Annotated in this window: 21 protein-coding genes; 7 read left to right on the forward strand and 14 right to left on the reverse strand. The window is 63.1% G+C overall.

Annotated features, from left to right (window positions below):
• Positions 1–10 precede the first annotated feature (10 nt).
• The 3 genes from N436_RS15845 to N436_RS15855 all read left to right on the forward strand — a co-directional run bounded on the left by N436_RS15845 (position 11) and on the right by N436_RS15855 (position 2,930).
• Positions 11–1,030, forward strand: a complete 1,020-nt coding sequence (locus N436_RS15845; RefSeq protein WP_110741521.1) for a proline racemase family protein — start codon at positions 11–13, stop codon at positions 1,028–1,030.
• A gap of 156 nt (positions 1,031–1,186) precedes the next feature.
• A complete protein-coding gene (locus tag N436_RS15850) occupies positions 1,187–1,894 on the forward strand; it encodes a GntR family transcriptional regulator (protein WP_105948027.1) in 708 nt (235 codons plus the stop codon).
• Positions 1,895–2,174: 280 nt separating this feature from the next.
• Positions 2,175–2,930, forward strand: a complete 756-nt coding sequence (locus N436_RS15855) for an SDR family NAD(P)-dependent oxidoreductase (RefSeq protein WP_110741522.1) — start codon at positions 2,175–2,177, stop codon at positions 2,928–2,930.
• Positions 2,931–3,046: 116 nt separating this feature from the next.
• On the opposite strand, the gene N436_RS15860 is transcribed toward N436_RS15855, so the two are convergent.
• Positions 3,047–4,936 carry a propionyl-CoA synthetase gene (locus N436_RS15860; protein ID WP_110741523.1) on the reverse strand — a complete coding sequence of 630 codons (1,890 nt, stop codon included), beginning with the start codon at positions 4,934–4,936 and terminating at the stop codon, positions 3,047–3,049.
• A 179-nt stretch (positions 4,937–5,115) separates the two neighbouring features.
• On the opposite strand from N436_RS15860, the gene N436_RS15865 reads away from it, so the two are divergent.
• Complete coding sequence (locus N436_RS15865) at positions 5,116–5,982, forward strand: LysR family transcriptional regulator (protein ID WP_105947928.1); 867 nt, start codon at positions 5,116–5,118, stop codon at positions 5,980–5,982.
• Here N436_RS15865 and N436_RS15870 read toward each other — a convergent pair.
• The 6 genes from N436_RS15870 to N436_RS15895 form a co-directional block, all read right to left on the reverse strand.
• On the reverse strand, positions 5,956–7,110 hold the full coding sequence (locus N436_RS15870; protein WP_110741524.1) for an HPP family protein: 1,155 nt from the start codon (positions 7,108–7,110) through the stop codon (positions 5,956–5,958). The two genes, N436_RS15865 and N436_RS15870, sit on opposite strands and share 27 nt — an antisense overlap.
• A gap of 342 nt (positions 7,111–7,452) precedes the next feature.
• Positions 7,453–8,772 (reverse strand): sensor histidine kinase, encoded by a 1,320-nt coding sequence (locus N436_RS15875; protein WP_110741525.1) that lies wholly within the window; start codon positions 8,770–8,772, stop codon positions 7,453–7,455.
• Positions 8,769–9,437 carry a response regulator transcription factor gene (locus tag N436_RS15880; RefSeq protein WP_019097600.1) on the reverse strand — a complete coding sequence of 223 codons (669 nt, stop codon included), beginning with the start codon at positions 9,435–9,437 and terminating at the stop codon, positions 8,769–8,771. The genes N436_RS15875 and N436_RS15880 overlap by 4 nt, the downstream gene beginning before the upstream one ends.
• Positions 9,438–9,752: a PepSY domain-containing protein gene (locus tag N436_RS15885; protein WP_019097599.1), complete on the reverse strand. Its 315-nt coding sequence runs from the start codon at positions 9,750–9,752 to the stop codon at positions 9,438–9,440. It lies immediately after the preceding gene.
• A complete protein-coding gene (locus N436_RS15890) occupies positions 9,752–10,060 on the reverse strand; it encodes a PepSY domain-containing protein (RefSeq protein WP_016714736.1) in 309 nt (102 codons plus the stop codon). Before N436_RS15890 ends, N436_RS15885 begins: the two co-directional genes overlap by 1 nt.
• A gap of 120 nt (positions 10,061–10,180) precedes the next feature.
• Positions 10,181–10,795 (reverse strand): hypothetical protein, encoded by a 615-nt coding sequence (locus N436_RS15895; protein WP_105947926.1) that lies wholly within the window; start codon positions 10,793–10,795, stop codon positions 10,181–10,183.
• A 188-nt stretch (positions 10,796–10,983) separates the two neighbouring features.
• Here N436_RS15895 and queD point away from each other — a divergent pair, with 188 nt between their 5' ends.
• Complete coding sequence (gene queD / locus N436_RS15900) at positions 10,984–11,340, forward strand: 6-carboxytetrahydropterin synthase QueD (RefSeq protein WP_019097597.1); 357 nt, start codon at positions 10,984–10,986, stop codon at positions 11,338–11,340.
• A 10-nt stretch (positions 11,341–11,350) separates the two neighbouring features.
• On the opposite strand, the gene N436_RS15905 is transcribed toward queD, so the two are convergent.
• Positions 11,351–11,833, reverse strand: a complete 483-nt coding sequence (locus N436_RS15905) for a DUF1289 domain-containing protein (protein WP_177410887.1) — start codon at positions 11,831–11,833, stop codon at positions 11,351–11,353.
• Between the two features lie 406 nt (positions 11,834–12,239).
• Between N436_RS15905 and acnB the strand changes: the two genes are divergently transcribed.
• Positions 12,240–14,849, forward strand: a complete 2,610-nt coding sequence (gene acnB, locus N436_RS15910) for a bifunctional aconitate hydratase 2/2-methylisocitrate dehydratase (RefSeq protein ID WP_105947924.1) — start codon at positions 12,240–12,242, stop codon at positions 14,847–14,849.
• A 73-nt stretch (positions 14,850–14,922) separates the two neighbouring features.
• On the opposite strand, the gene prpD is transcribed toward acnB, so the two are convergent.
• The 6 genes from prpD to N436_RS15940 form a co-directional block, all read right to left on the reverse strand.
• Complete coding sequence (gene prpD / locus N436_RS15915) at positions 14,923–16,407, reverse strand: 2-methylcitrate dehydratase (protein ID WP_110741527.1); 1,485 nt, start codon at positions 16,405–16,407, stop codon at positions 14,923–14,925.
• 162 nt (positions 16,408–16,569) lie between these two features.
• Entirely contained in the window at positions 16,570–17,760 is a 1,191-nt protein-coding gene (gene prpF / locus N436_RS15920; protein WP_105947923.1) for a 2-methylaconitate cis-trans isomerase PrpF, read from the reverse strand.
• 13 nt (positions 17,761–17,773) lie between these two features.
• Positions 17,774–20,362, reverse strand: a complete 2,589-nt coding sequence (acnD, locus tag N436_RS15925; RefSeq protein WP_110741528.1) for a Fe/S-dependent 2-methylisocitrate dehydratase AcnD — start codon at positions 20,360–20,362, stop codon at positions 17,774–17,776.
• Between the two features lie 159 nt (positions 20,363–20,521).
• Positions 20,522–21,649: a 2-methylcitrate synthase gene (gene prpC / locus N436_RS15930; RefSeq protein WP_105947921.1), complete on the reverse strand. Its 1,128-nt coding sequence runs from the start codon at positions 21,647–21,649 to the stop codon at positions 20,522–20,524.
• Positions 21,650–21,707: 58 nt separating this feature from the next.
• On the reverse strand, positions 21,708–22,598 hold the full coding sequence (gene prpB, locus N436_RS15935; RefSeq protein WP_016714743.1) for a methylisocitrate lyase: 891 nt from the start codon (positions 22,596–22,598) through the stop codon (positions 21,708–21,710).
• Positions 22,595–23,311 (reverse strand): GntR family transcriptional regulator, encoded by a 717-nt coding sequence (locus tag N436_RS15940; protein ID WP_016714744.1) that lies wholly within the window; start codon positions 23,309–23,311, stop codon positions 22,595–22,597. The genes prpB and N436_RS15940 overlap by 4 nt, the downstream gene beginning before the upstream one ends.
• Before the next feature lie 305 nt (positions 23,312–23,616).
• Here N436_RS15940 and N436_RS15945 point away from each other — a divergent pair, with 305 nt between their 5' ends.
• Positions 23,617–24,153 carry an ATP-dependent zinc protease gene (locus N436_RS15945; RefSeq protein WP_016485910.1) on the forward strand — a complete coding sequence of 179 codons (537 nt, stop codon included), beginning with the start codon at positions 23,617–23,619 and terminating at the stop codon, positions 24,151–24,153.
• Positions 24,154–24,157: the final 4 nt, after the last annotated feature.

The raw sequence follows: 24,157 nt of genomic DNA on the forward strand, positions 1-24,157 counted from the left end.
GGTAACACCCATGCGTTGGAAACAGACGCTTCAGCTGGCTGAGGTGCACTGCGAAGGCGAGATCGGCAAGGTCATCACCGGGGGCGTCATCGGCGTCCCGGGTGCCACCATGCTCGACAAGATGAACTACATCAACGACGTCGACGACAGCCTGCGCCGCCTGGTGACGCTGGAGCCGCGCGGCTGCCTGCAGATGTCGGTCAACTTGCTGCTGCCGCCCACTCGCCCCGAGGCCCACGCAGGCTTCATCGTGCTGCAGGCCGACAAGGCTCACCCTATGTCGGGCAGCAACTGCATCTGCGTCGTCACCGCCCTGCTCGAACTGGGCATGGTGCCGATGCAAGAGCCAGAAACCACCGTGGTGCTCGATACGCCTGCAGGCCTGGTGACCGCTCGCGCACAATGCGCGGACGGCCGCTGCCTGAACGTGTCGCTGGACATGGTACCGGCCTTTGTCGAGCATCTGGACCTGGCCATCGAGACCGAAGCCTTCGGCACGATCAAGATCGACGTGGCGTTTGGCGGTGTGTACTACGCGCTGATCGACGTCGAGCAGGTCGGGCTCTCGATCGCACCGGAAAATGCCCGGCAACTGGCCGATGCCGGCGTAGCGCTGAGGGCAGTGATCAACCGGCAATTGAACATCCAGCACCCCTTGCTTGCGTCAGTGAACGAGGTGGCCTATGTAATGTTCCGCAACCGCCTGGACGACCGCACCTACCAGACCTGCACCACCCTGCCCCCGGGCCGGGTCGACCGCTCGCCCTGCGGCACCGGCAGTTCGGCCAACCTGGCCACATTGGCGGCACGCGGCAAGGTACAGGCCGGCGATCACCTGGTATCGCGCTCGACCATCGGCGGCCAGTTCCAGGTCGCCCTGCTCGGCCATACCGATGTCGCCGGCAAACCGGCGGTATTGCCACGCGTGACCGGGCGGGCCTGGCTGTATGGCCTTCAACAGTTGGGCGTCGATCCAGACGACCCGCTCGGCGCAGGCTTCATGCTCAGCGACACATGGGGAGAAGGCTGACCACAGCGCCCCTGCAGCCGCGCCCAGACATGCTGGGCGCGGCTTTTTGAACGCAGTGACCGCTCCCCTTGCGGTACCGACTCATCGGGCGGCGACAGGAGTTGCAACATGACAAGGCCCGGCCTGTATGATAAAGGCCAGAGCCAACGAGACCTGATGATGACTAAAGATAACGATAAAGAAAGTGGTGTACGTCGCCACAGTGGGCGCTACATCTATGAAGAACTGCGCAAGCAGATTCTCACCCTGAAGCTCAAACCCGGGGTACAGCTGGACGAAGTGTCCCTTGCCGCTCAATTCGGCCTCTCCCGCTCCCCTGTGCGGGATGCACTGGCTCGGCTGATCACTGAGGGCCTGGTGGTCATCCTGCCAAACCGTACCACCTTGGTTACACCCTTCGAGATCGAAGAGTTTCCAAACTACATCTCCGCGCTGGACTTGATGCAACGTGCAGTCACTCGCCTGGCGGCCATTCAACATCGTCCGGAAGACCTCGAAAAAATCCGCCAAGCCGATGCCGAATACCTCAAGGCAGTAACATCGGGCGACTTCCAGTCCATGTCGGAGTTGAACAAGGCCTTCCACATGGCCATTGCCCACGCCGGGCGCAACCCTTACTTCATCAATTACTACGAGCGCTTGCTGGGAGAAGGCCAGCGACTGCTTCACCTGCACTTCGACCATATCGTAAGTTCGGCCAGCACCCACAAACTGGGGCGCGACCATGACGAAATCATCGATGCCATCGCAGCACGCGATGCCGATGCCGCAGAAGCTGCTGCGCATGAGCACACCATGCTGTTCCAGCGGCGTTTTCTGGACTACATGCAGCAGAATCTTACTGCGCGCATGTCGGTGGCCTAAGCAACTGTCTTGGCCAGGTCACGTATAGGTGCCCCGCACTTCCAAAGTACGTACCGATAATTATCACGGCCCCTCACAGCGTTTATCCGGCGTTCCACCCAGATTGATCATCATTTGGTCGATGGCTCGCTGGTGCCCGCTATTTCATTGAGCAACCCAATACTTCGTACTTCGCCTGCTCGAGTCAGTTGACAGGGTGCTGCATAAGCCGATAGCTTTGCACGCAGCACTGCACACAAAAACAAAACAGACACCAATCAACGCTCACCGGGAGTCCGGAATGAACAGATTCGAGAACAAAGTTGCGATCGTGACTGGAGGCGCTGGCGGTATCGGCTCGGCCATCGCGACGCGCCTTGCAAGCGAAGGTGCTACCGTCGTGGTCAGCGACGTCAACCTGGCAGCGGCACAGGACGTAGCCAGCGCGATCGAGGGCTCCGGTGGCAAGGCAATTGCCTTGGCAGCTGACATCGGTTCGGGTGAGGCTTGCCGTGGGCTGGTTGAATCGGTTGTCGCCAAACTCGGGCGCATCGACGTCCTGGTCAACAATGCCGGTATCAACCGCCGCGGGAGCCTTCTGGCACTGAGCGAGGACGATTGGCACACCAGCTTCGCCATCAACCTGGACTCGATGTTCCACCTGTGCCGCGCAGCACTGCCCGTCATGATCGAGCAGGGTGCCGGCGCGATCGTCAACACGGCCTCGCAGTGGGGCCTTTACCCCGCACCTGGCCACATCGCATACAACGTCACCAAGGCAGCTGTCGCTTCGTTCACCCAGAACCTGGCGCGCGACTACGCCCCTCAGAACATCCGCGTGAACGCGGTTTGCCCAGGCGAGATCCACACACCGATGCTCGAAGCAGGTGTACTCAGGTCGGGCCGGACCATTGCCGATCTGGACAAGATGGTGCCCTTCGGGCGCATCGGCAAGCCTGAGGAAGTCGCTGCACTGGTTGCCTTCCTGGCCTCCGACGAGGCGGCCTTCATGTGTGGCTCGCTGGTTGAGATCACAGGCGCACAGGCCGTAGCCTGACAGACCCGCGCCCTGTCACAACCCGGGCGCAGGCATCACTCAACCACTAACGGCCCTGGATATCCGCCCTTGCGATCCGCTGGGGCGACTGGGCGAAGCTCAGGTGGATGCAGGCCTTAACCCGCCCTGGGCAGATCCGCCAGCACCCCCTCGATCTCCCCCAGCACCGCCGGGTCATCCAGGGTCGAGGGCGGCACATACTCCTGCCCGTCGGCAATCTTGCGCAGCACCGCCCGCAAGATCTTCCCCGACCGCGTTTTAGGCAAACGCTTCACCAGCCGAACCCGGTTGAAACAGGCCAGCGGGCCGATCGCCTCGCGCACGCTGCCCACCAGGTCCACCAGCAACTGCGCCTCGCTGATGCCCTCGCCGTCCTTGAGCACAACGAGCGCCAGCGGCACCTGCCCCTTGATCTCGTCATGTACGCCAATCACCGCACACTCGGCCACCGCCGGGTGACAGGCCACCAGGTCTTCCATTTCGCCGGTGGACAGGCGGTGCCCGGACACGTTGATCACGTCATCTGTGCGCCCCATGATGTAGACAAAGCCATCATCGTCCAGGTAGCCGCCATCGCCTGTGTGGTAGTAACCCGGATAGGTGCGCAGGTAGGCCTGCAAATAACGCTCGTGGTCGCCCCATAGCGTCTGGCTGCACCCGGGCGGCAACGGCAGCGCAATGACAATCGAGCCTTGTTGATCAGGCCCCAGCAAGTGGCCTTCGTCATCCACGACACGCACATGGTAGCCCGGTACCGCCCGGTTGCTTGAGCCCGGCCTGGCCGCACTGCCTTCCAGCCCGACGCAGGGGGCAGTGACCGGCCAGCCGGTTTCGGTCTGCCACCAATGGTCGTGCACCGGCTTGCCACTGACCCGCTCCAGCCATTCATGGGTGCTTGAGTCGAGCTTCTCACCCGCCAGGAACAGCTGGCGCAGCGAGCTGAGGTCGTGCTTGCGGATCAGCTCGCCCTCCGGGTCTTCCTTGCGGATGGCACGCATGGCGGTGGGCGCACAGAACAGCGCATTGACTTTGTATTGCTCCACCACCCGCCAGTAGGCCGAGGCGTCCGGGGTGCGAATTGGCTTGCCTTCGTAGAACACCGTGGTGCAGCCGCTCATCAGCGGCCCGTAGACGATCAGCGAATGGCCGACCACCCAGCCCACGTCGGAAATGCCCCACCACACATCGCCGGTCTGCATGCCATAGATATGGCGCATGGCATAGCACAGCGCCACAGCATTACCGCCGTTTTCCCGGACGATACCTTTGGGTTTGCCGGTGGTGCCCGAGGTGTACATGATGTACAGCGGGTCACCGGCATCCAGTTCGACCGGGGCGACCGGCGTGGCGCCGGCCAAGGCCGCCTGCCAGTCCAGGTCGCGGCCTGGCTGCAGTTCAGCTTGTGCCTGCGGCCGTTGCAGCACCAGCACATTGCGCGGCTGGTGCCGGGCCAGTTGCAGGGCACGGTCGACCAACGGCTTGTAGGCAATCACCCGGTCGAACTCCAGCCCGCAGGATGCCGTGAGCAACAGCGTCGGCCGGGCGTCATCGATGCGCAGGGCCAGCTCGTTGGCGGCAAAGCCACCGAACACCACCGAGTGCACCGCACCAATGCGCGCGCAGGCCAGCATGGCCATGGCCGCCTGCGGCACCATGGGCATGTAGATGATCACACCATCGCCCTTGTTGACCCCCAACTGGCGCAGCAAGCCGGCCAGCCGCGCCACTTCGTCGCGCAACTGGTTATAGGTGTAGGCCTGCTGCACGCCCGTCACCGGCGAGTCGTAAATCAGTGCCAGCTGCTCGCCACGGCCCTGCTCGATCTGGTGATCGAGGGCCAGGTAGCAGCTGTTCAGGCGGCCATCGGCGAACCAGCGGTGGGTCCCGTCGGCGTTGTCTTGCAGGGTAAGGGCAGGCTTGCGGTGCCAGGCCAGGTGCGCGGCCTGTTCCGCCCAGAATGCGGCAGGGTCGGAAATGGAATGGGCGTAGCTGTGCTGATAGCTCATAGCGAAAGGAACCCGGTACTTGTTGTTATTGAAGGGCGAACCTTGAGTATGGACCGCTACAACAGCGCCGCCATGGGACTAAAGTCACAACCGACCTGCAAATTTGCAGAAAACGCAAAAGCGCCCCATAACGGTGCAAAGGCTCTAGAATAGGCCACCCCTCAGCCACCGAGCAGCCCATGGATATCGAACAGGCCCGAACCTTTCTGGAAATCGTGCGTTGCGGCAGCCTGGTCGCCGCTGCCGAACGCCTGTTCGTGTCACAAACAGCCATTACCGCCCGGGTGCAGCGCCTGGAGCAGCAATTGGGCTGCCAGCTGTTCGTGCGCAGCCGCAACGGTGCCAGCCTGACCAGCGACGGCGAGGCCTTTGTCAGTTATGCCAACCAGCTGGTGCAAACCTGGGAAGCCGCGCGGCGCGACCTGCCGCTGCCTGAAGGCTGCCAGCAAGTGCTGCATGTGGGGGCAGAAGTCAGCCTGGGTAACCCGATGTTGCTCGACTGGGTCACTGCCCTGCACCGTGAACTGCCCAGCCACGCCATACGCAGCGAAGTGAGCGACGGCGAGTCGCTGCTGCGCAAGGTCGAGATGGGCCTGCTGGACGCTGCACTGGTGTACCAGCCGACCTACGGGCCGGGCTTGCAGGTGGAACAGTTGATGGAAGAGAAACTGATCCGCGTGCGCCGCGTCGACCAACCCGAACCGTATATCTACATCGACTGGGGCGAGGCTTTCCGCCGCCGGCACGATGCCGCCCTGCCCGATTGCGCGCGCCCGGCGTTAAGCTTCAACCTCGGCCCGTTGGCTTTGCAGTTCATTCTCGACCAGGGTGGCAGCGGTTACTTCCGCACGCGGGTGGTGCAGGCATACCTGGACAGCGGCGCGTTCGAGCGGGTACCGCAGGCACCGGAGTTCACTTACCCAACCTTCCTGGTGTATCCACGCGAACGCGACAGCGAAGCCCTTCAACAGGCCTTCACTATCTTGCGCCGACTGGTGGCTGCCGGCGCCAGCGACTGGTCACAGCGCTGGGACCCGGTTATCTGAAGCCTCGGCTTTGCTGAGCAACTGGCGCTTGAGGCCGGCGATCAGGTCAGTCTGGGTAATCACCCCCACCAGCTGGCCGGCGTCGAGCACCGGCAGGCAGTGCAAGCCTTGTTCGCACAACAGCGGCAGCAGACGCTCCAACGGGTGCTGGCTGCTGACACTCACCACCCGCCGGCTCATCACCTGCTCCATGCGCACCGCCTTGCGGCCAAACAGCCCGCGCCAGCTGAAACGGCCGCGCTGCATGGCCGGGCCAACGAGGTCGCTGAGGCTGACGATGCCCACCAGTTTGCCGTGCTGTAACACCGGCAGGGTTTTCAGGTGGTGGCTGGCGAGCATTTTCCAGGCCTGTTCAAGGGTGGTGTCGGTCGTGGCGAACTGCACGTCGCGGGACATCACCGAGGCCGCCGTAATACCGCCGAGACTGCGCTGCAGGGCGTGTTGCTCGGTGGCGAGGATGATGCGCTCCAGCTCGTCACGGGTGACATCGACGAACTCGCCCAGCTCTTCGAGGGCCTGGTCCAGGTCTTCACTGCGGATGCCCACCCGCTCGCCGGGCAGCGGGTCATGGGTGTGGTGCAGGTCTTTGCGCGGCACCGCGCCTTTCGGGTAGCGCACGCCCGTCAGGCGGTTGTAGACAATCGCCACTGTCACCAGGATCAACGCATTGAGCAGCACCGGCTCCAGCAGGTGGTCGCCCATGGCGGTCAGCCCTGAGTCAGCCAGCACGGCGCTCACCGCCACCCCGCCACCCGGCGGGTGCAGGCAGCGCAGCAGGCACATCACCAGCAGCGAGATGCCCAGGGCGGCAGCGGCCACCCACAGCTCGGGGCCGAAGCCTTCACGCATGGCCAGGCCGACCGCGCCCGCGAGGGCATAGCTGCCCAGCACCGGCCAGGGTTGGGCCAATGGGCCGGAATGCACGGCGAACACCAGCACAGCCGAGGCGGCCAGCGGGCCAAGCAGGTGCAGGGCGATACCGGGGCCATAGGCGATGCTGGTCAGCCAGCCGGCGAGGAACAGGCCGAGCAACGCACCGATGGCGGCACGCAGCCATTCTTTTGGGGGAATATTCAGGGGCGCCGGCAACAGCCGCTGCAGACGACTTTCGGAACGCGAGGCAGGCATTTAAGTAGTCGAGATCTTTGGTTTTTCTGATTAAAAAGAAAGCCCAGCCGAGGTGGCCTGGGCCTCGTATTGCGCGTGCAATACCACAAGGGGCTCCGTCCGTGGAGAGATGGAAACCGCAGGGTTTCGTGAACGGGATTTTGCCGGGCGGGGGGAGATTGGGCTAATTCAAAAAAATGCGGCTGTACTGCAATTTTTTTGCAGTACAGACAGGGCCTAGGGGGCGCTGTGCGCCCCTTTCGCGACACAAGGCCGCTCCCACAGGGATATGCCGTCCTCAGGCTCATGAAAATCCTGTGGGAGCGGCCTTGTGTCGCGATGGGCCGCACAGCGGCCCCGGAATTATCGGGCCTTGCGCGGCAGGTCGATATTGACGCGAAGCCCACCCAGCGGGCTCTCCAGCAAGGCCAGCCGCCCACCCCAGGCCTCGACGATATCGCGCACAATGCCCAGCCCAAGGCCGTGCCCGTCCACCTGCTCATCCAGCCGCGAACCACGCTCCAGCACCTGCTGCCGCTGGCCCTCGGGAATCCCCGGGCCGTCATCATCGACCCAAACCTGATAGCCCTCGGCATTCGGCTCAATGCCAAGGCGCACTTCGCTGTCGGCCCACTTGCAGGCGTTGTCCAGCAGGTTGCCCAGCAACTCCAGGAAGTCCTCACGGTCCCATGGCAACAGCAACCCGGGGGGCACATCGCTGGCCAGCAGCAGCCCTTCTCCATGGATCATGCCCAACGTGCTCAGCAACCCCGGCAGTTCGGCATCGCAATCGAATTGCGCACCGGGCAACGCATCACCCGCCAACCGCGCGCGATTCAGTTCGCGCGCCAACCGCTGCTGAATCTGCTCCAGCTGCTCACGCATCTGCGCCCGCACCTCGGGCAAGTCCTTCAGGCGCTCGCTGGACGCCAGGCTCAGCAGCACCGCCAACGGTGTCTTCAGTGCATGCCCCAGGTTACCCAAGGCATTGCGCGAACGCCGCAAGCTGTCTTCGGTATGGCTGAGCAGGTGGTTGATCTGCCCCACCAGCGGAGCCAGCTCGCTGGGCACCTCGGCATCCAGTTGTGACCGCTGGCCCTGCTGCAGTTGGGCGATCTGCTGGCGCGCCCGTTCCAACGGCCGCAGCGAGCGCGTTACGGTCATGCGCTGCAGCACCAACACCAGAATCAGTGCCACCAGGCCCATGCCAAGGCCGATCTGCTGCATGCGCCGAAAGCCCTCACGCACCGGCGAGTAATCCTGTGCGACGCTGATGGAGATGTCTTGGCCCAAGCGCCGGTAGTCAGCGCGCAGGGCTAGCAGTTGCTGCCCTTCCGGGCCGAGTTCATGGCTGTCGGAAAGGCCTGGCGCAGCAGGCTTGGGCATGTCCAGGTCCCACAGCGAGCGTGAGCGCCAGGTGCCTTTGTCGAAATCGATACGGAAGTAATAACCCGAAAAAGGCCGCTGATACGCCGCCGAGATGCGCCGCTCATCCAGCTGCAGGCCGGATGGCCCGCGCATCAGCGCCACCAGCAGGTTCTCGCTTTCCTTGCGCAGGCCGTTTTCCAGGTAACGCTGCAGGCCGGCTTCGAACAACCACAAGGTCAGTTGCGCCAGGACCACGCCGACTACCACCAGCACCGCGACCAGGCCAAGGCTCAAACGCGCCTGGATCGACTTCACCCGGTGCTCCCCGCGTAGATATAGCCCTGCCCGCGCCGGGTCTCGATCACGCTGCGGCCCAGCTTGCGGCGCAAGTGGTTGACGTGTACTTCCAGCACGTTCGAATCCCGCTCGGTTTCACCGTCGTAGAGGTGCTCGGCCAGGTGGCTCTTGGACAGGATCTGCTGCGGGTGCAGCATGAAGTAGCGCAGCAGGCGGAACTCGGCGGCGGTCAGCTGCACATCCACGCCATCACGGCTCACGCACTGGCGGCTTTCATCCAGGTGCAGGCCGGCAGCTTCCAGTGTTGGCTGATTGGCCAGGCCACGCGCACGGCGCAGCAGCGACTGGATGCGCAGTTGCAACTCTTCCGGGTGGAACGGTTTGCTCAGGTAGTCATCAGCCCCGGCTTTCAGCCCTTCGATACGCTCGGCCCACGAGCCACGGGCGGTAAGGATCAATACCGGTGTGGCCAGGCCGGCGGCACGCCACTGGGCCAGCACGTCCAGGCCCGGCAAGCCCGGCAGGCCAAGGTCGAGGATGATCAGGTCGTAGGGCTCGCTCTGGCCCTGGTACACCGCATCGCGGCCGTCAGCCAGCCAGTCCACGGCATAACCCTGGCGCTGCAGGCCGGTGGTCAGCTCGTCGGCCAGCGGTACATTGTCCTCGACAAGCAACAGGCGCATTCAGTCGTCTTCCTCGTCTTTGAGCAGGGCGCCGGTGCTGGCATCGAGCTTGATCTCGCGCACCACACCGTCCGCCGTCAGCAGTTCGACTTCATATTCGTAGCGATCGTCGTCCTCTTCCAGCTCGGCCTCCAGCAAACGCGCCCCGGGGTAACGCCCCAGGGCGGTTTCCAGCAACTGTTCGAGCGGCAGGATGACGCCCTTCTGGCGCAGCTTCAGGGCTTCGTCCTGGTCAAGGTCGCGGGCGGCGGCCAGCGAACACACGGCCAGCAGCGCCAGCGCGAGGTAGCGCGCTGGCCGCGGTAAGTGAATCATCAGTTGTCCCGCTCGTCCTTCAGCACTTCACCGGTCTTGGCGTCCAGCGCCACGTCCCATTCTACGTTCTGCGTGTCACGCAGTTCGACCTTGTAGATGTAGCGACCGTACTCGTCTTCCAGCTCCGAATCGGTGACAGTGGCGCCCGGGTGCTTGGCCACGGCGGTGGCTTTCAGCTCGTCGAGCGACTTGATGGTCTTGGCGTTGACCAGTTTGACCACTTCGTCAGGCTGTACGTCCTTGGCGAAGGCGGCATTGGCGCCCAGGGCAAGGGCGGCGGCGGTGAACAGGGCAGTCAAGGTTTTCATCGTGCTTCTCTCCTGAGAACTGTGCAAGTTGTCTACGGGGTTAAGATTAACCACCGGTCCTTAATTCAACCTGAAAACAGCTGGCGCCATGATAGCGCAGATGCCCCTGCCCCTTTGCATCTACAGCTTGTCCACTCCCTTGCGCATTATTTTCATCGCAAGCCAACCTTGCGCACCACTTTTCTCATTCAGGTATGGGAAGTCGTTTTCATACAGATACTTGATACGTAGGCCATGCACGCTCCACAGCTCCAAGTCGTAGATGATCGAGCCCACGGACGCGGCTTCTGGCCGAAATCCGGGAAGCCGCCATAACATGGTGGAATTGGCGAGCGGGTCATGACCCAAGGGCTCATCAGCACTGTATAACCTGAGGTAGCCGTTGCGACTGACATCCAGACGATGATTTCGATGCTTCCAGCGCCGGTCATTGCTATCCACACGAGCAGCACGAATCTCATAGTCGTACTCACCATCGGTCTCGTAACAGCCAAACCAGAACTGTGTAGCAAACTTTTGCGGATACTCGATATGAGGGTTTATGTAGGCATGCGGGGACGTGTGGTTGTCTTCCCCTGCGTGAATCCATCTTTCGGTAGCCAGGGGGGTAGGATCGCTGAAACTGCCGACCCTTTGAAAACCCTCTTCAAGGGCAGCCTGAGCTGTACTCGGCTGGTGCTGCCAATAGCATGCTGCGATGAAGCTTTTCTCAGGTTTGAAGGTGTAGGTATCCATCACGGTGATTCCTCGGTTTATGGCCAGCACCTGCAAACTACGGAGCCGCGAGCGCGAGTGGCACGAGGAACGCTTCCCTCGACAGCACAGTGGCTTGCCTATAGTCGGGTCAATGCGCCTGAGGAAGCCTTGTAGCGGGCATGCTGGTAAACTGCGCGCAATATTGATTCACACAGAGTTATGACCGCGTGGAAATTTTTAAAGAGTTCACATTCGAATCTGCCCATCGCCTGCCCCACGTCCCTGAAGGACACAAGTGCGGCCGCCTGCATGGCCACTCGTTCAAGGTCGGCCTGCACCTGACCGGCCCGCTGGACCCGCACACCGGCTGGATTCGCGACTTCGCCGAGGTCAAGGCGATCTTCAAGCCAATCTATGATCAGCTGGACCACAACTACCTGAACGACATCCCGGGCCTGGAAAACCCCACCAGCGAAGTGATCGCCAAGTGGATCTGGGAGCAGGTCAAGCCGCTGATGCCAGAGCTGTCGAAGGTGCGCATCCACGAAACCTGCACCAGCGGCTGCGAATACACCGGCGACTGATTCGCCCGGCTCACTGCCCCTGCGTGCTGCCCATGGCATCGCGCAGGAAGCTGGGGGCGATGTAGCGCTGGTAATGCGCTTCTGAAAGCAGGAAGAATTCGCGGTCGATGGCATCGCGCAATTGTGGCAGTTCCCAGTCACGGAACTCCGGCAGCAAGACCATGCCGTAGGCCTCAAGGTCCCGGATCATCCGCGCCCCGCGGGCAATCAGCTGGTACGCCCAGCAATACTCCGACTGCTGCTCGACAAAGCGGATGGAGCGCTGTTCCAGCTGCTGGCGCAGCAAGCCTTTGTCGAACACCTCCAGCTTGGCCATCATCACCTGCACCAGCAACTGCTCAAGGCGCAGCCATACCGCGCGCTTCTGCGCGTCGTCGTAGCCGTTCCAGTTGATCACTTCGTGATGGAAGCGCTTGCAGCCACGGCACACCGTGTCTCCGTACACCGTGGAGCACAGGCCGACGCATGGGGTCTTGATGGACTTGTTGGACATGAAAAACAACAGCTTGGCGGTGGAACACGGCCCCATGTTAGCCCTTTGTCTAACCAGGGTCACTCGTTAAAGTCATCTTCTGCGCCTTACCTTCGGGCTTTTTTTGCCGTAGAATCATCCCGCCTTTTCAAAGGCAACAATGTCCGTTGGAAGCTGTTTTCAAAGCGTCACGAGCACAGTTAATCCGGTAGAACGGCGTTGGCCCGGGCCATGCACCCCTCGCATGCCCGCGCCAGCCCTCATCAGCTCCCCGTTCTGCAGGCGTAAAACTTTGAAAGCAGCTTCTGTAAGGATTCTTTGCGACCCTGGCTGGGCGGCCCACAAAGCCGTAGCAGCGCATGGGTGCATGGAATGCTGGATGAGCGTCCCGGACCCCCTTTAGGGACCACTGATGAGGGAAATAACTGTGCTTGAAGCCTACCGCAAACACATCGAAGAGCGTGCCGCCCTGGGTATCGTGCCCCAGCCGCTGAACGCCGAACAAACTGCAGGCCTGGTCGAGCTGCTGAAAAACCCGCCGGCCGGCGAAGAAGCCTTCCTCGTAGACCTGATCACCAACCGCGTACCGCCAGGGGTCGACGAAGCTGCCTACGTCAAGGCTGCTTTCCTCTCCGCCGTCGCCAAGGGCGAAGCCAAGTCGCCACTGATCGACCGCAAGCACGCCACCGAACTGCTGGGCACCATGCAGGGCGGCTACAACATCGAAACGCTGGTCGCACTGCTGGATGACGCCGAACTGGGCGCCGTCGCGGCCGAACAGCTCAAGCACACCCTGCTGATGTTCGATGCCTTCCACGACGTGGCCGAAAAAGCCAAGGCGGGCAACGCCCACGCCAAGGCCGTGCTGGAGTCCTGGGCTGCCGGCGAGTGGTTCACCTCGCGCCCGGCCATCGCCGACAAGTACACCCTGACCGTGTTCAAGGTGCCTGGCGAGACCAACACCGACGACCTGTCCCCTGCCCCGGACGCCTGGTCGCGCCCTGACATCCCGCTGCACGCCCTGGCCATGCTGAAAATGGCCCGTGACGGCATCGAGCCGTCGCAGCCAGGTTCGGTCGGCCCGCTGGCCCAGATCGAAGCCGTCAAGGCCAAAGGCTTCCCGGTTGCCTACGTCGGTGACGTGGTCGGTACCGGTTCGTCGCGTAAATCCGCCACCAACTCGGTGCTGTGGTTCTTCGGTGACGACATCCCGTACGTGCCGAACAAGCGCGCCGGTGGCTTCTGCTTCGGCACCAAGATCGCCCCGATCTTCTACAACACCATGGAAGACGCCGGCGCCCTGCCGATCGAATTCGACTGCACCAACCTGGCCATGGGCGACGTCATCGACGTGTACCCGTTCAAAGGCGAAGTGCGCCGCCACGGCAGCGACGAGCTGGTTACCGAATTCGCGCTGAAAACCGAAGTATTGCTGGATGAAGTGCGCGCTGGCGGCCGTATCCCGCTGATCGTCGGCCGTGGCCTGACCGAAAAAGCCCGCGCCGAGCTGGGCCAGGGCCCATCGGACCTGTTCAAGAAGCCAGAGCAGCCTGCCGACACCGGCAAAGGCTTCACCCTGGCGCAGAAGATGGTCGGCCGTGCCTGTGGCCTGCCAGAAGGCCAGGGCGTGCGCCCAGGTGCCTACTGCGAGCCTAAGATGACCACCGTCGGTTCCCAGGACACCACTGGCCCGATGACCCGTGACGAGCTGAAAGACCTGGCCTGCCTGGGCTTCTCCGCTGACCTGGTGATGCAGTCGTTCTGCCACACCGCGGCCTATCCGAAGCCGATCGACGTCACTACCCACCACACCCTGCCAGACTTCATCCGCACCCGTGGCGGCGTGTCGCTGCGCCCAGGCGACGGCATCATCCACAGCTGGCTGAACCGCATGCTGATGCCTGACACCGTGGGTACCGGTGGCGACTCGCACACCCGCTTCCCGATCGGCATCTCGTTCCCGGCCGGTTCCGGCCTGGTAGCCTTCGCCGCTGCCACCGGCGTCATGCCGCTGGACATGCCAGAATCGATCCTGGTGCGCTTCAAGGGCAAACTGCAACCTGGCATCACCCTGCGTGACCTGGTGCATGCGATCCCTTACTACGCCATCCAGAAGGGCCTGCTGACCGTCGAGAAGAAAGGCAAGAAAAACGCCTTCTCCGGCCGCATCCTGGAAATCGAAGGCCTGGACGAACTGACCGTCGAGCAAGCCTTCGAGCTGTCCGACGCCTCGGCTGAGCGTTCTGCTGCCGGTTGCACCATCAAGCTGCCAGAGAAGGCCATTGCCGAGTACCTGCAGTCCAACATCACCCTGCTGCGCTGGATGATCGGCGAAGGCTACGGCGATGCCCGCACCCTGGAGCGCCGCGCCCAGGCCATGGAAGCCTGGCTGGCCAAGCCTGAGCTGCTGTCGGCCGACGCCGATGCCGAATACGCCGAAATCATCGAAATCGACCTGGCCGACGTGAAAGAGCCTGTGCTCTGCGCGCCGAACGACCCGGACGATGCCCGCCTGCTGTCTTCGGTACAGGGCGAGAAGATCGACGAAGTGTTCATCGGTTCGTGCATGACCAACATCGGCCACTTCCGCGCTGCCGGCAAGCTGCTGGACAAGGTCAAGGGCGGTATTCCGACCCGTCTGTGGCTGGCCCCGCCAACCAAGATGGACGCCCACCAGCTGACCGAAGAAGGCTACTACGGCATCTACGGCAAGGCTGGTGCGCGCATGGAAATGCCAGGCTGCTCGCTGTGCATGGGTAACCAGGCACGTGTGCAGACCGGTTCGACCGTGGTCTCCACTTCGACCCGTAACTTCCCGAACCGTCTGGGCGACGCCACCAACGTGTACCTGGCATCGGCCGAGCTGGCTGCTGTCGCTTCGATCATCGGCAAGCTGCCGACCGTCGAAGAGTACATGCAGTACGCGAAAGACATCGACAGCATGGCTGCCGACGTTTACCGCTACCTGAGCTTCGACCAGATCGCCGAGTTCCGCGAAGCGGCAGCCAACGCCAAGATCCCGGTGGTTCAGGCGTAAGCTGAGTTACACGCTGCAAAAGAAAGCCCCGGCAGCGATGCCGGGGCTTTTTCATTTGACTGCTCACACCCGCTCAGATCACGAACAAATCCACAAACCGGTGCACCGCCATCGCTTCCAGCGCTTGCTGGTCCTTGCACACCTCCAGCACCTCCCCGCACCGCTGCCGCGCAAACCGCGTTGCCAGGTTGGCCCTGAACTTGGCCTCCAGCAGGGGTATGCCCTCCCCTCGCCGCCGCCGGTGCCCGATCGGGTATTCCACCACCACCTGCTCGGTACTGCTGCCATCCTTGAAGAACACCTGTAACGCATTGGCGATCGAGCGCTTGTCCGGCTCCAGGTACTCGCGGCTGAAGCGCGGGTCTTCCACCACTTCCATCTTCTCGCGCAGGCGGTCGATGCTGGGGTGGTTGGCATGGAAGGTGTCTTCATAGTGCTCCGCCACCAGATGCCCGAAGATCAAAGGCACTGCCACCATGTACTGCAAACAGTGGTCACGGTCAGCGGCATTGGCCAGCGGGCCGCTCTTGGAAATGATGCGGATTGCCGACTCTTGGGTGGTGATGACGATGCGGTCGATTTCATGCAGGCGGTTACGTACCCGTGGGTGCAGGGTGACCGCCGCTTCGCAGGCAGTCTGGGCGTGAAATTCGGCAGGGAAGCTGACCTTGAACAGCACGTTTTCCATCACGTAGCTGCCCAAGGCCTGGGGCAGACGCAGTTCGTACTGCCCGGCGGGCTTGAGCGCCAGGTCCTTGTTGGTATGGCTGAACGATACGTCGTAGAAGCCCCATTGTGGCGCCGTGAGCACACCCGGCACGCCCATCTCACCGCGCAAGGCGATATCGGCCAGGCGCACGCCACGGCTGGACGCATCACCCGCCGCCCAGGACTTGCGTGAGCCGGCATTGGGCGCATGCCGATAGGTACGCAGGGCCTGGCCATCGACGAAGGCATGGGACAACGCCGAGAGCATCTGTTCGCGGTTGGCGCCCATCAACCTGGCGCACACGGCAGTCGAGGCCACTTTCACTAAAATGACGTGATCGAGACCGACGCGGTTGAACGAGTTTTCCAGTGCCAGCACGCCCTGGATCTCATGGGCCATGACCATGGCTTCGAGCACATCACGCATCAGCAGCGGTTTTTCACCAGCGGCCACGCGCTTCTGCGACAGGTGATCGGCAACGGCCAGGATACCGCCCAGGTTGTCCGAGGGGTGAGCCCATTCGGCCGCCAGCCAGGTGTCGTTGTAATCCAGCCAGCGCACCGTGCAGCCGATGTCCCAGGCCGCCTTGACCGGGTCGAGCCGGTAGGCGGTACCGGGGACGCGGGCACCATTGGGCACCAGCGTACCTTCCACCTGAGGGCCGAGCAGTTTGGTACATTCGGGAAAGCGCAGGGCCAGCAGGCCGCAGCCCAGGGTGTCCATCAGGCAGTTGCGTGCGGTGTCGAGGGCTTCGGCGGAATCGACCCGGTAGCCGAGGGCGTAGTCGGCCAGGGTTTGCAGCACCCGGTCGTAGTCCGGGCGGTCGTTCAGGTCAACGTTGGCGCTCATATCCAGCTCCTGTGAATTGGGGCTGCTTTGCAGCCCATCGCCGGCAAGCCAGCTCCCACAGGGACCGCACAGACTTTGAGGCCTGCGCAGTACCTGTGGGAGCTGGCTTGCCGGCGATGGGCCGCACAGCGGCCCCTCTTGAAGCCGAGCGCCAGTGGTGCGTTAGAAGCTATCGCCAGGCACGCGAACCCAGCCCTCCATCAGCACGCGAGCACTGCGGCTCATGATTGCCTTGGTCACTGTCCACTCACCATTCACCTGACGCGCCTCGGCCCCGACCCGCAAGGTGCCCGAGGGGTGGCCGAAACGCACGGCGCTACGCTCACCCCCGCCGGCCGCGAGGTTGACCAGCGTGCCCGGAATGGCCGCCGCAGTGCCAATCGCCACCGCAGCGGTCCCCATCATCGCATGGTGCAGCTTACCCATGGACAAGGCGCGCACCAGCAGGTCGATATCACCGGCTTGCACCGCCTTGCCACTGGACGCAGTGTAGGTGCTCGGCGGCGCAACGAACGCCACTTTTGGTGTGTGCTGACGTCCGGCTGCCTGGTCGACGTTTTCAATCAGGCCCATGCGCAAGGCACCGTAAGCGCGAATGGTCTCGAAACGCAGCAGCGCCTGAGGGTCCCCGTTGATGGCATCCTGCAGTTCGGCACCGGTGTAACCGATATCGGCCGCATTGACGAAGATGGTCGGAATGCCGGCATTGATCAGGGTGGCCTTGAACGTACCGACGCCCGGCACCTCCAGTTCATCGACCAGGTTACCGGTCGGGAACATCGAACCGCCGTCACCGTCTTCGTCGGCTGCCGGGTCGAGAAACTCCAACTGCACCTCGGCCGCCGGGAAGGTCACCCCGTCCAGCTCGAAATCGCCGGTTTCCTGCACTTCACCTTCGGTGATCGGCACATGGGCGATGATGGTCTTGCCGATGTTGGCCTGCCAGATGCGCACCGTGGCGATGCCGTTGCGTGGAATGCGCGCCGCGTCCACCAGGCCACTGCTGATGGCGAACGAACCGACCGCCGCAGACAGGTTGCCGCAGTTGCCGCTCCAGTCGACAAACGCCTTGTCGATACTGACCTGGCCGAACAGGTAGTCCACATCATGCCCGGGCTTGATGCTTTGCGACAGGATCACCGTCTTGCTGGTGCTGGAAGTGGCACCGCCCATGCCGTCGATCTGCTTGCCGTAAGGGTCGGGGCTACCGATTACCCGCAACAGCAGCGCATCGCGGGCCGGCCCCGGGATTTGCGCCTGCTCGGGCAGGTCTTGCAGGCGGAAGAACACACCCTTGCTGGTGCCGCCACGGATGTAGGTGGCGGGGATTTTTACTTGCGGTACATGTGCCATGTTCAAGTCCTGTTCAAGCGGTTGCTTCGAGGAAGTCCTGGGCAAAGCGCTGCAGCACGCCACCCGCCTCGTAGATCGACACTTCCTCGGCGGTGTCCAGGCGGCACGTCACCGGCACTTCCAGGCGCTCACCATTGCTGCGGGTAACCACCAGGGTCAATGTCGCCCGTGGCGTACGCGCACCCAGCACGTCATACGTCTCGCTACCGTCCAGGCCCAGGGTCTTGCGGTCGGTGCCCGGCTTGAACTCCAGCGGCAGCACGCCCATGCCCACCAGGTTGGTACGGTGAATGCGCTCGAAGCCTTCGGCCACGATCGCCTCGACACCCGCCAACCGCACACCCTTGGCCGCCCAGTCACGGGACGAACCCTGGCCGTAGTCGGCGCCGGCCACGATGATCAGCGGCTGCTTGCGCTGCATGTAGGTTTCGATGGCCTCCCACATGCGGGTGACCTTGCCTTCCGGCTCGATACGCGCCAGCGAACCCTGCTTCACGCTGCCGTCTGCCTTGCGCACCATTTCGTTGAACAGCTTGGGGTTGGCGAAGGTGGCACGCTGGGCGGTCAGGTGGTCGCCACGGTGGGTGGCGTAGGAGTTGAAGTCTTCTTCCGGCAGGCCCATTTTCGCCAGGTACTCGCCAGCGGCGCTGTCGAGCATGATGGCGTTGGACGGCGACAGGTGGTCGGTGGTGATGTTGTCCGGCAACACCGCCAGCGGGCGCATGCCGCGCAGGGTGCGCTCACCGGCCAGGGCACCTTCCCAATAGGGCGGGCGGCGGATGTAGGTGCTCATCGGGCGCCAGTCGTACAGCGGCGCCACCTTCGGCCCACGGTCTTCCTCGATGGCGAACATCGGGATGTACACCTTGCGGAACTGCTCTGGCTTGACCGCAGCACGCACCACGGCGTCGATCTCTTCATCGCTCGGCCAGATGTCCTTGAGGCGGATTTCCTTGCCATCAACCACACCCAGCACATCTTTCTCGATGTCGAAGCGGATGGTGCCGGCAATGGCATAGGCCACCACCAGTGGCGGGGACGCCAGGAAGGCCTGCTTGGCATACGGGTGGATACGCCCGTCGAAGTTGCGGTTACCCGACAGCACGGCGGTGGCGTACAGGTCGCGGTCGATGATTTCTTGCTGGATCACCGGGTCCAGGGCGCCGGACATGCCGTTGCAGGTGGTGCAGGCGAAGGCGACGATACCAAAGCCCAGTTGCTCCAGCTCCTTCTCCAGCCCCGCCTCTTCCAGGTACAGCTGCACGGCCTTGGAGCCCGGTGCCAGCGACGACTTGACCCAAGGTTTGCGGGCCAGGCCCAGCTTGTTGGCATTGCGCGCCAGCAGGCCTGCGGCAATCACGTTGCGCGGGTTGCTGGTGTTGGTGCAGCTGGTGATGGCGGCGATGATCACCGCGCCGTCAGGCATTTGCCCTGGCACGTCTTCCCAATTGCCGGCAATGCCCTTCGCTGCCAGGTCACTGGTGGCCACGCGGGCGTGTGGGTTGGACGGCCCGGCCATGTTGCGCACCACGCTCGACAGGTCGAAGCTCAGGGTGCGCTCGTAGACGGCGCCGCCCAGGCTGTCGGCCCACAGGCCGGCGGCCTTGGCGTAGGTCTCGACCAGCTTGACCTGCTGCTCTTCGCGGCCGGTCAGGCGCAGGTAGTCGATGGTCTGCTGGTCGATGGCGAACATGGCTGCGGTGGCACCGTATTCCGGGGCCATGTTGGAAATGGTGGCGCGGTCGCCCAAGGTCAGGGCGCGGGCCCCCTCACCGTGGAACTCCAGATACGCGCCGACCACCTTCTGCTTGCGCAGGAATTCGGTCAGGGCCAGCACCAGGTCGGTGGCGGTGATGTTCGGTGCCAGCTTGCCCGTCAGCTCGACGCCGACGATTTCCGGCAGGCGCATCCACGAGGCGCGGCCGAGCATCACGTTCTCGGCTTCCAGGCCGCCCACGCCGATGGCGATCACGCCCAGGGCGTCGACATGCGGGGTGTGGCTGTCGGTGCCGACGCAGGTGTCCGGGTAGGCCACGCCACGGTCGTTGTGAATCACTGGCGACATCTTCTCCAGGTTGATCTGGTGCATGATGCCGTTGCCCGGCTGGATCACGTCGACGTTCTTGAACGCCTTCTTGGTCCAGTTGATGAAGTGGAAGCGGTCTTCGTTACGACGGTCTTCGATGGCGCGGTTCTTTTCGAACGCCTGTGGGTCGAAGCCACCGCACTCGACGGCCAGCGAGTGGTCGACGATCAGCTGCACCGGCACCACCGGGTTGACCGCGGCCGGGTCACCGCCTTTGTCGGCAATGGCGTCACGCAGGCCGGCAAGGTCGACCAGCGCGGTCTGGCCGAGGATGTCGTGGCACACCACGCGGGCCGGGAACCAAGGGAAGTCGAGGTCGCGCTTGCGCTCGATCAGTTGGCTCAACGAGGCATCGAGGGTGGCCGGATCGCAGCGGCGCACCAGGTTTTCGGCGAGCACGCGGGAGGTGTATGGCAGGCCGTCGTAGGCGCCGGGCTTGATCGCCTCGACCGCCGCACGGGCATCGAAGTAGTCCAGGTCGGTGCCTGGCAGGTTTTTGCGGTATGCAGTATTCATCGTTCAGGCTCGGTCAAGGATTCGGAAAGCTCCGCCGCACCCTTGTGGGAGCGGGCTTGCCCGCGAATGCGTCAGCAGGTGCTCCGCTGTTGCCCGGTCGGGCGCATTCGCGGGCAAGCCCGCTCCCACAGGGGAAACGGGTTGCCTCTCTATTTCTGTTCAGCGCTGTTCGATCGGCACGAACTGGCGCTGCTCGACGCCGATATACTCGGCACTCGGGCGGATGATGCGGTTGTTGGCGCGCTGTTCGAAGACGTGCGCCGCCCAGCCGGTCAGGCGCGAGCAGACGAAGATCGGGGTGAACAGCTTGGTCGGAATGCCCATGAAGTGGTACGCCGAGGCATGGTAGAAATCGGCGTTGGGGAACAGGCGTTTCTGCTCCCACATGGTCTTGTCGATGGCTTCGGAAACCGGGTACAGCACCTTGTCACCCACTTCGTCGGCCAACTGCTTCGACCAGCCCTTGATCACCTCGTTGCGCGGGTCGGACTCTTTGTAGATCGCGTGGCCAAAGCCCATGATCTTGTCCTTGCGCTCCAGCATGCGCAGCAGCTCTGCGGTGGCTTCCTGCGGGCTCTGGAAACGCTCGATCAGCTCCATGGCCGCCTCGTTGGCACCGCCGTGCAGCGGGCCGCGCAGCGAGCCGATGGCAGCGGTGACGCAGGAGTACAGGTCGGACAGGGTCGAGGCACAGACGCGGGCAGTGAAGGTCGAGGCGTTGAACTCGTGCTCGGCGTAGAGGATCAGCGACACGTTCATCACCTTGACGTGCAGCTCGCTCGGCTTCTTGCCATGCAGCAGGTGCAGGAAGTGGCCACCGAGGGTGTCTTCGTCGCTGGTGCAATCGATGCGCACACCATCATGGGTGAAGCGGTACCAGTAGCACATCACGGCCGGGAACAGTGCCAGCAAGCGGTCAGTCTTGTCGCGCTGGGCCTCGAAGGTTAGCTCGGGCTCCAGGGTGCCCAGCACGGAGCAACCCGTGCGCATCACGTCCATCGGGTGAGCGTCACGCGGGATGCGCTCCAGCACTTCCTTCAGTGCTTGCGGCAGGTCACGCAGGCCCTTGAGCTTGCGCTTGTAATCCGCCAGTTCGGCCTGGGTTGGCAGCTCGCCGTACAGCAGCAGGTAGGCGACTTCTTCGAATTCGGCACCGGCCGCCAGGTCACGCACGTCATAACCACGGTAGGTCAGCCCGGCACCGGCCTGGCCCACGGTCGACAGTGCGGTCTGGCCAGCCACTTGGCCGCGCAGGCCTGCGCCACTGAGTACTTTTGCTTCGGCCACGGTGATTCTCCTTTCTTGAATTTGTTATGGATGCTTTCTGGCTAATTCGGGGTGTTGCTCAGCCCTTCTTCTGGGCAAACAGCGCATCGAGGCTCTGCTCGAAGGCGTGGTAACCAATGGCATCGTAGAGCTCCATGCGGGTCTGCATGGTGTCGATCACGTTTTTCTGCGTGCCGTCGCGGCGCAGTGCGGTGTACACGTTCTCGGCTGCCTTGTTCATGGCACGGAACGCCGACAGCGGGTACAGCACCAGCGACACGTCAACCGAGGCCAGCTCTTCGGTGGTGTACAGCGGCGTGGCGCCGAACTCGGTGATGTTGGCCAGGATCGGTGCCTTCACCCGGTCAGCGAACGTCTTGTACATCTGCAGTTCGGTGATGGCTTCCGGGAAGATCATGTCAGCGCCCGCTTCGATACAGGCCTCGGCACGGTCCAGGGCCGCGTTCAGGCCTTCGACGGCCAGGGCATCGGTACGCGCCATGATCACGAAGCTGTCATCAGTGCGGGCATCGACGGCGGCCTTGATGCGGTCGACCATTTCCTGCTGGCTGACGATTTCCTTGTTCGGCCGGTGACCACAGCGCTTGGCGCCCACCTGGTCCTCGATATGGATGGCGGCGGCACCGAACTTGCTCATCGAACGCACGGTGCGGGCAACGTTGAAGGCCGAGGCACCGAAGCCGGTGTCGACATCCACCAGCAGCGGCAGGTCGCACACGTCGGTGATACGGCGCACGTCGGTGAGCACGTCGTCCAGGCCACTGATGCCCAGGTCCGGCAGGCCCAGGGAGCCGGCGGCCACGCCGCCACCGGACAGGTAGATGGCCTTGAAGCCGGCGCGCTTGGCCAGCAGGGCGTGGTTGGCGTTGATGGTGCCAACCACCTGCAGCGGGTGCTCAGCGGCAACGGCATCGCGGAAACGCTGACCGGGGGTGCTCTTCACAGTCATTTCTCACCTCGTGGGCTGTTGTTGTGGGCGTCCAGGTAGTGACGCTCGATATTGCGCTTGGACGCGCCGATGTGGCGGCGCATCAGGAGTTCGGCCAGTTCGCCGTCACGGTCGGCGATGGCATCGAGAATGCGGTGGTGCTCGGAAAACGCCTGGCGTGGGCGGTTGGGCGTGGCCGAGAACTGAATGCGGTACATGCGCACCAGCTGGTACAGCTCGCCACACAGCATCTTGACCAGGGTCTGGTTGCCGCTGCCCTGGATAATCCGGTAATGGAAGTCGTAGTCGCCTTCCTGCTGGTAATAACCCAGGCCGGCCTGGAACGCGGCATCGCGCTCGTGGGTGTCGAGCACCCGGCGCAGCTCGTCGATGTCTGCCTGGCTCATGCGCTCGGCAGCCAGCCGGCAGGCCATGCCTTCGAGCGATTCACGGATTTCGTACAGCTCGATCAGCTCGGCATGGTTGAGTGACACAACCCGCGCCCCCACATGCGGCACGCGCACCAGCAGGCGCTGGCCTTCAAGGCGGTGGATGGCCTCGCGCAGCGGCCCGCGGCTGATGCCATAGGTACGCGCCAGCTCCGGCTCGGAGATCTTGCTGCCAGGGGCGATTTCACCTTTGACGATGGCCGCCTGGATGCGCCGGAAGACGTTTTCGGAAAGGGTTTCCGTTTCGTCTGCCTGCACCGGGCTGGGGGTGGAAAGGTCCTGCATATTGTCGACACCTTGAAAAACTCTTCGCCAGAAATTAACGAACAGAGCCCTCCAAGTCAAAGACAAAATGAATATTGTCGACAATCGTCTAAGAACGAACTATCACCCTCTCAATGCTGTCAGATCGCGCACCGCTGGCGTCAAGACGTCGGCGTGATAGAATGCCGCGCCTCCGATGGGGTATGGATAGCCTGTCTGTCATCCATTCATGCTTGTTGACAGATAAACGAGGAAGCTTGCGCAGTCGTTGCCAGTCGCCTTGCCCTTAACATAGCCCGAACCTTGCACCGCACCGCGCCAGGATTATGAGACTTACACCCGTTTTATTGCTGCTATGCCTCACCCTGCTACCGGCCCTTGGCCAGGCGGCGGGCAAGACCGTGTATGGTCTCAACGAATACGCCCGCCTGGGCGACCTGGACCTGGAAGTGGCCGCCAAGCTCGACACCGGTGCCAAGACCGCATCGCTCAGCGCCCGCGACATCAAGCGCTTCAAGCGCAACGGTGAAAGCTGGGTGCGCTTCTACCTGGCCATCGATGCGGCGCACTCGCACCCGATCGAACGCCCACTGGCACGCGTGAGCAAGATCAAGCGCCGGGCCGGCGACTATGATGCAGAATCGGGCAAGGCCTATACCGCCCGCCCGGTCATCGAACTCGAAATCTGCATGGGCCAGGCCATGCGCACCATCGAAGTCAACCTCACCGACCGCAGCGCGTTCCAGTTCCCGCTGCTGATCGGCTCCGAGGCGCTCAAGCACTTCGACGCGCTGGTCGACCCAAGCCTTAAATATGCGGCCGGCAAACCTGCCTGTGCCACCGACGCTCCCAAAGCAGAGTAATCCC

It is taken from the genome of Pseudomonas sp. RV120224-01b (genome assembly GCF_003208145.1).
In the GTDB taxonomy this organism is placed as follows: domain Bacteria; phylum Pseudomonadota; class Gammaproteobacteria; order Pseudomonadales; family Pseudomonadaceae; genus Aquipseudomonas; species Aquipseudomonas monteilii.

Coding starts and splice junctions, on each gene's coding strand:
- N436_RS15845 (WP_110741521.1), top strand. CDS start 11: ATGCGTTGGAAACAGACGCTTCAGCTGGCTGAGGTGCACTGCGAAGGC.
- N436_RS15850 (WP_105948027.1), top strand. CDS start 1,187: ATGATGACTAAAGATAACGATAAAGAAAGTGGTGTACGTCGCCACAGT.
- N436_RS15855 (WP_110741522.1), top strand. CDS start 2,175: ATGAACAGATTCGAGAACAAAGTTGCGATCGTGACTGGAGGCGCTGGC.
- N436_RS15860 (WP_110741523.1), bottom strand. CDS start 4,936: ATGAGCTATCAGCACAGCTACGCCCATTCCATTTCCGACCCTGCCGCA.
- N436_RS15865 (WP_105947928.1), top strand. CDS start 5,116: ATGGATATCGAACAGGCCCGAACCTTTCTGGAAATCGTGCGTTGCGGC.
- N436_RS15870 (WP_110741524.1), bottom strand. CDS start 7,110: ATGCCTGCCTCGCGTTCCGAAAGTCGTCTGCAGCGGCTGTTGCCGGCG.
- N436_RS15880 (WP_019097600.1), bottom strand. CDS start 9,437: ATGCGCCTGTTGCTTGTCGAGGACAATGTACCGCTGGCCGACGAGCTG.
- N436_RS15885 (WP_019097599.1), bottom strand. CDS start 9,752: ATGATTCACTTACCGCGGCCAGCGCGCTACCTCGCGCTGGCGCTGCTG.
- N436_RS15890 (WP_016714736.1), bottom strand. CDS start 10,060: ATGAAAACCTTGACTGCCCTGTTCACCGCCGCCGCCCTTGCCCTGGGC.
- N436_RS15895 (WP_105947926.1), bottom strand. CDS start 10,795: ATGGATACCTACACCTTCAAACCTGAGAAAAGCTTCATCGCAGCATGC.
- N436_RS15905 (WP_177410887.1), bottom strand. CDS start 11,833: ATGTCCAACAAGTCCATCAAGACCCCATGCGTCGGCCTGTGCTCCACG.
- prpD (WP_110741527.1), bottom strand. CDS start 16,407: ATGAGCGCCAACGTTGACCTGAACGACCGCCCGGACTACGACCGGGTG.
- prpF (WP_105947923.1), bottom strand. CDS start 17,760: ATGGCACATGTACCGCAAGTAAAAATCCCCGCCACCTACATCCGTGGC.
- acnD (WP_110741528.1), bottom strand. CDS start 20,362: ATGAATACTGCATACCGCAAAAACCTGCCAGGCACCGACCTGGACTAC.
- prpB (WP_016714743.1), bottom strand. CDS start 22,598: ATGACTGTGAAGAGCACCCCCGGTCAGCGTTTCCGCGATGCCGTTGCC.
- N436_RS15940 (WP_016714744.1), bottom strand. CDS start 23,311: ATGCAGGACCTTTCCACCCCCAGCCCGGTGCAGGCAGACGAAACGGAA.
- N436_RS15945 (WP_016485910.1), top strand. CDS start 23,617: ATGAGACTTACACCCGTTTTATTGCTGCTATGCCTCACCCTGCTACCG.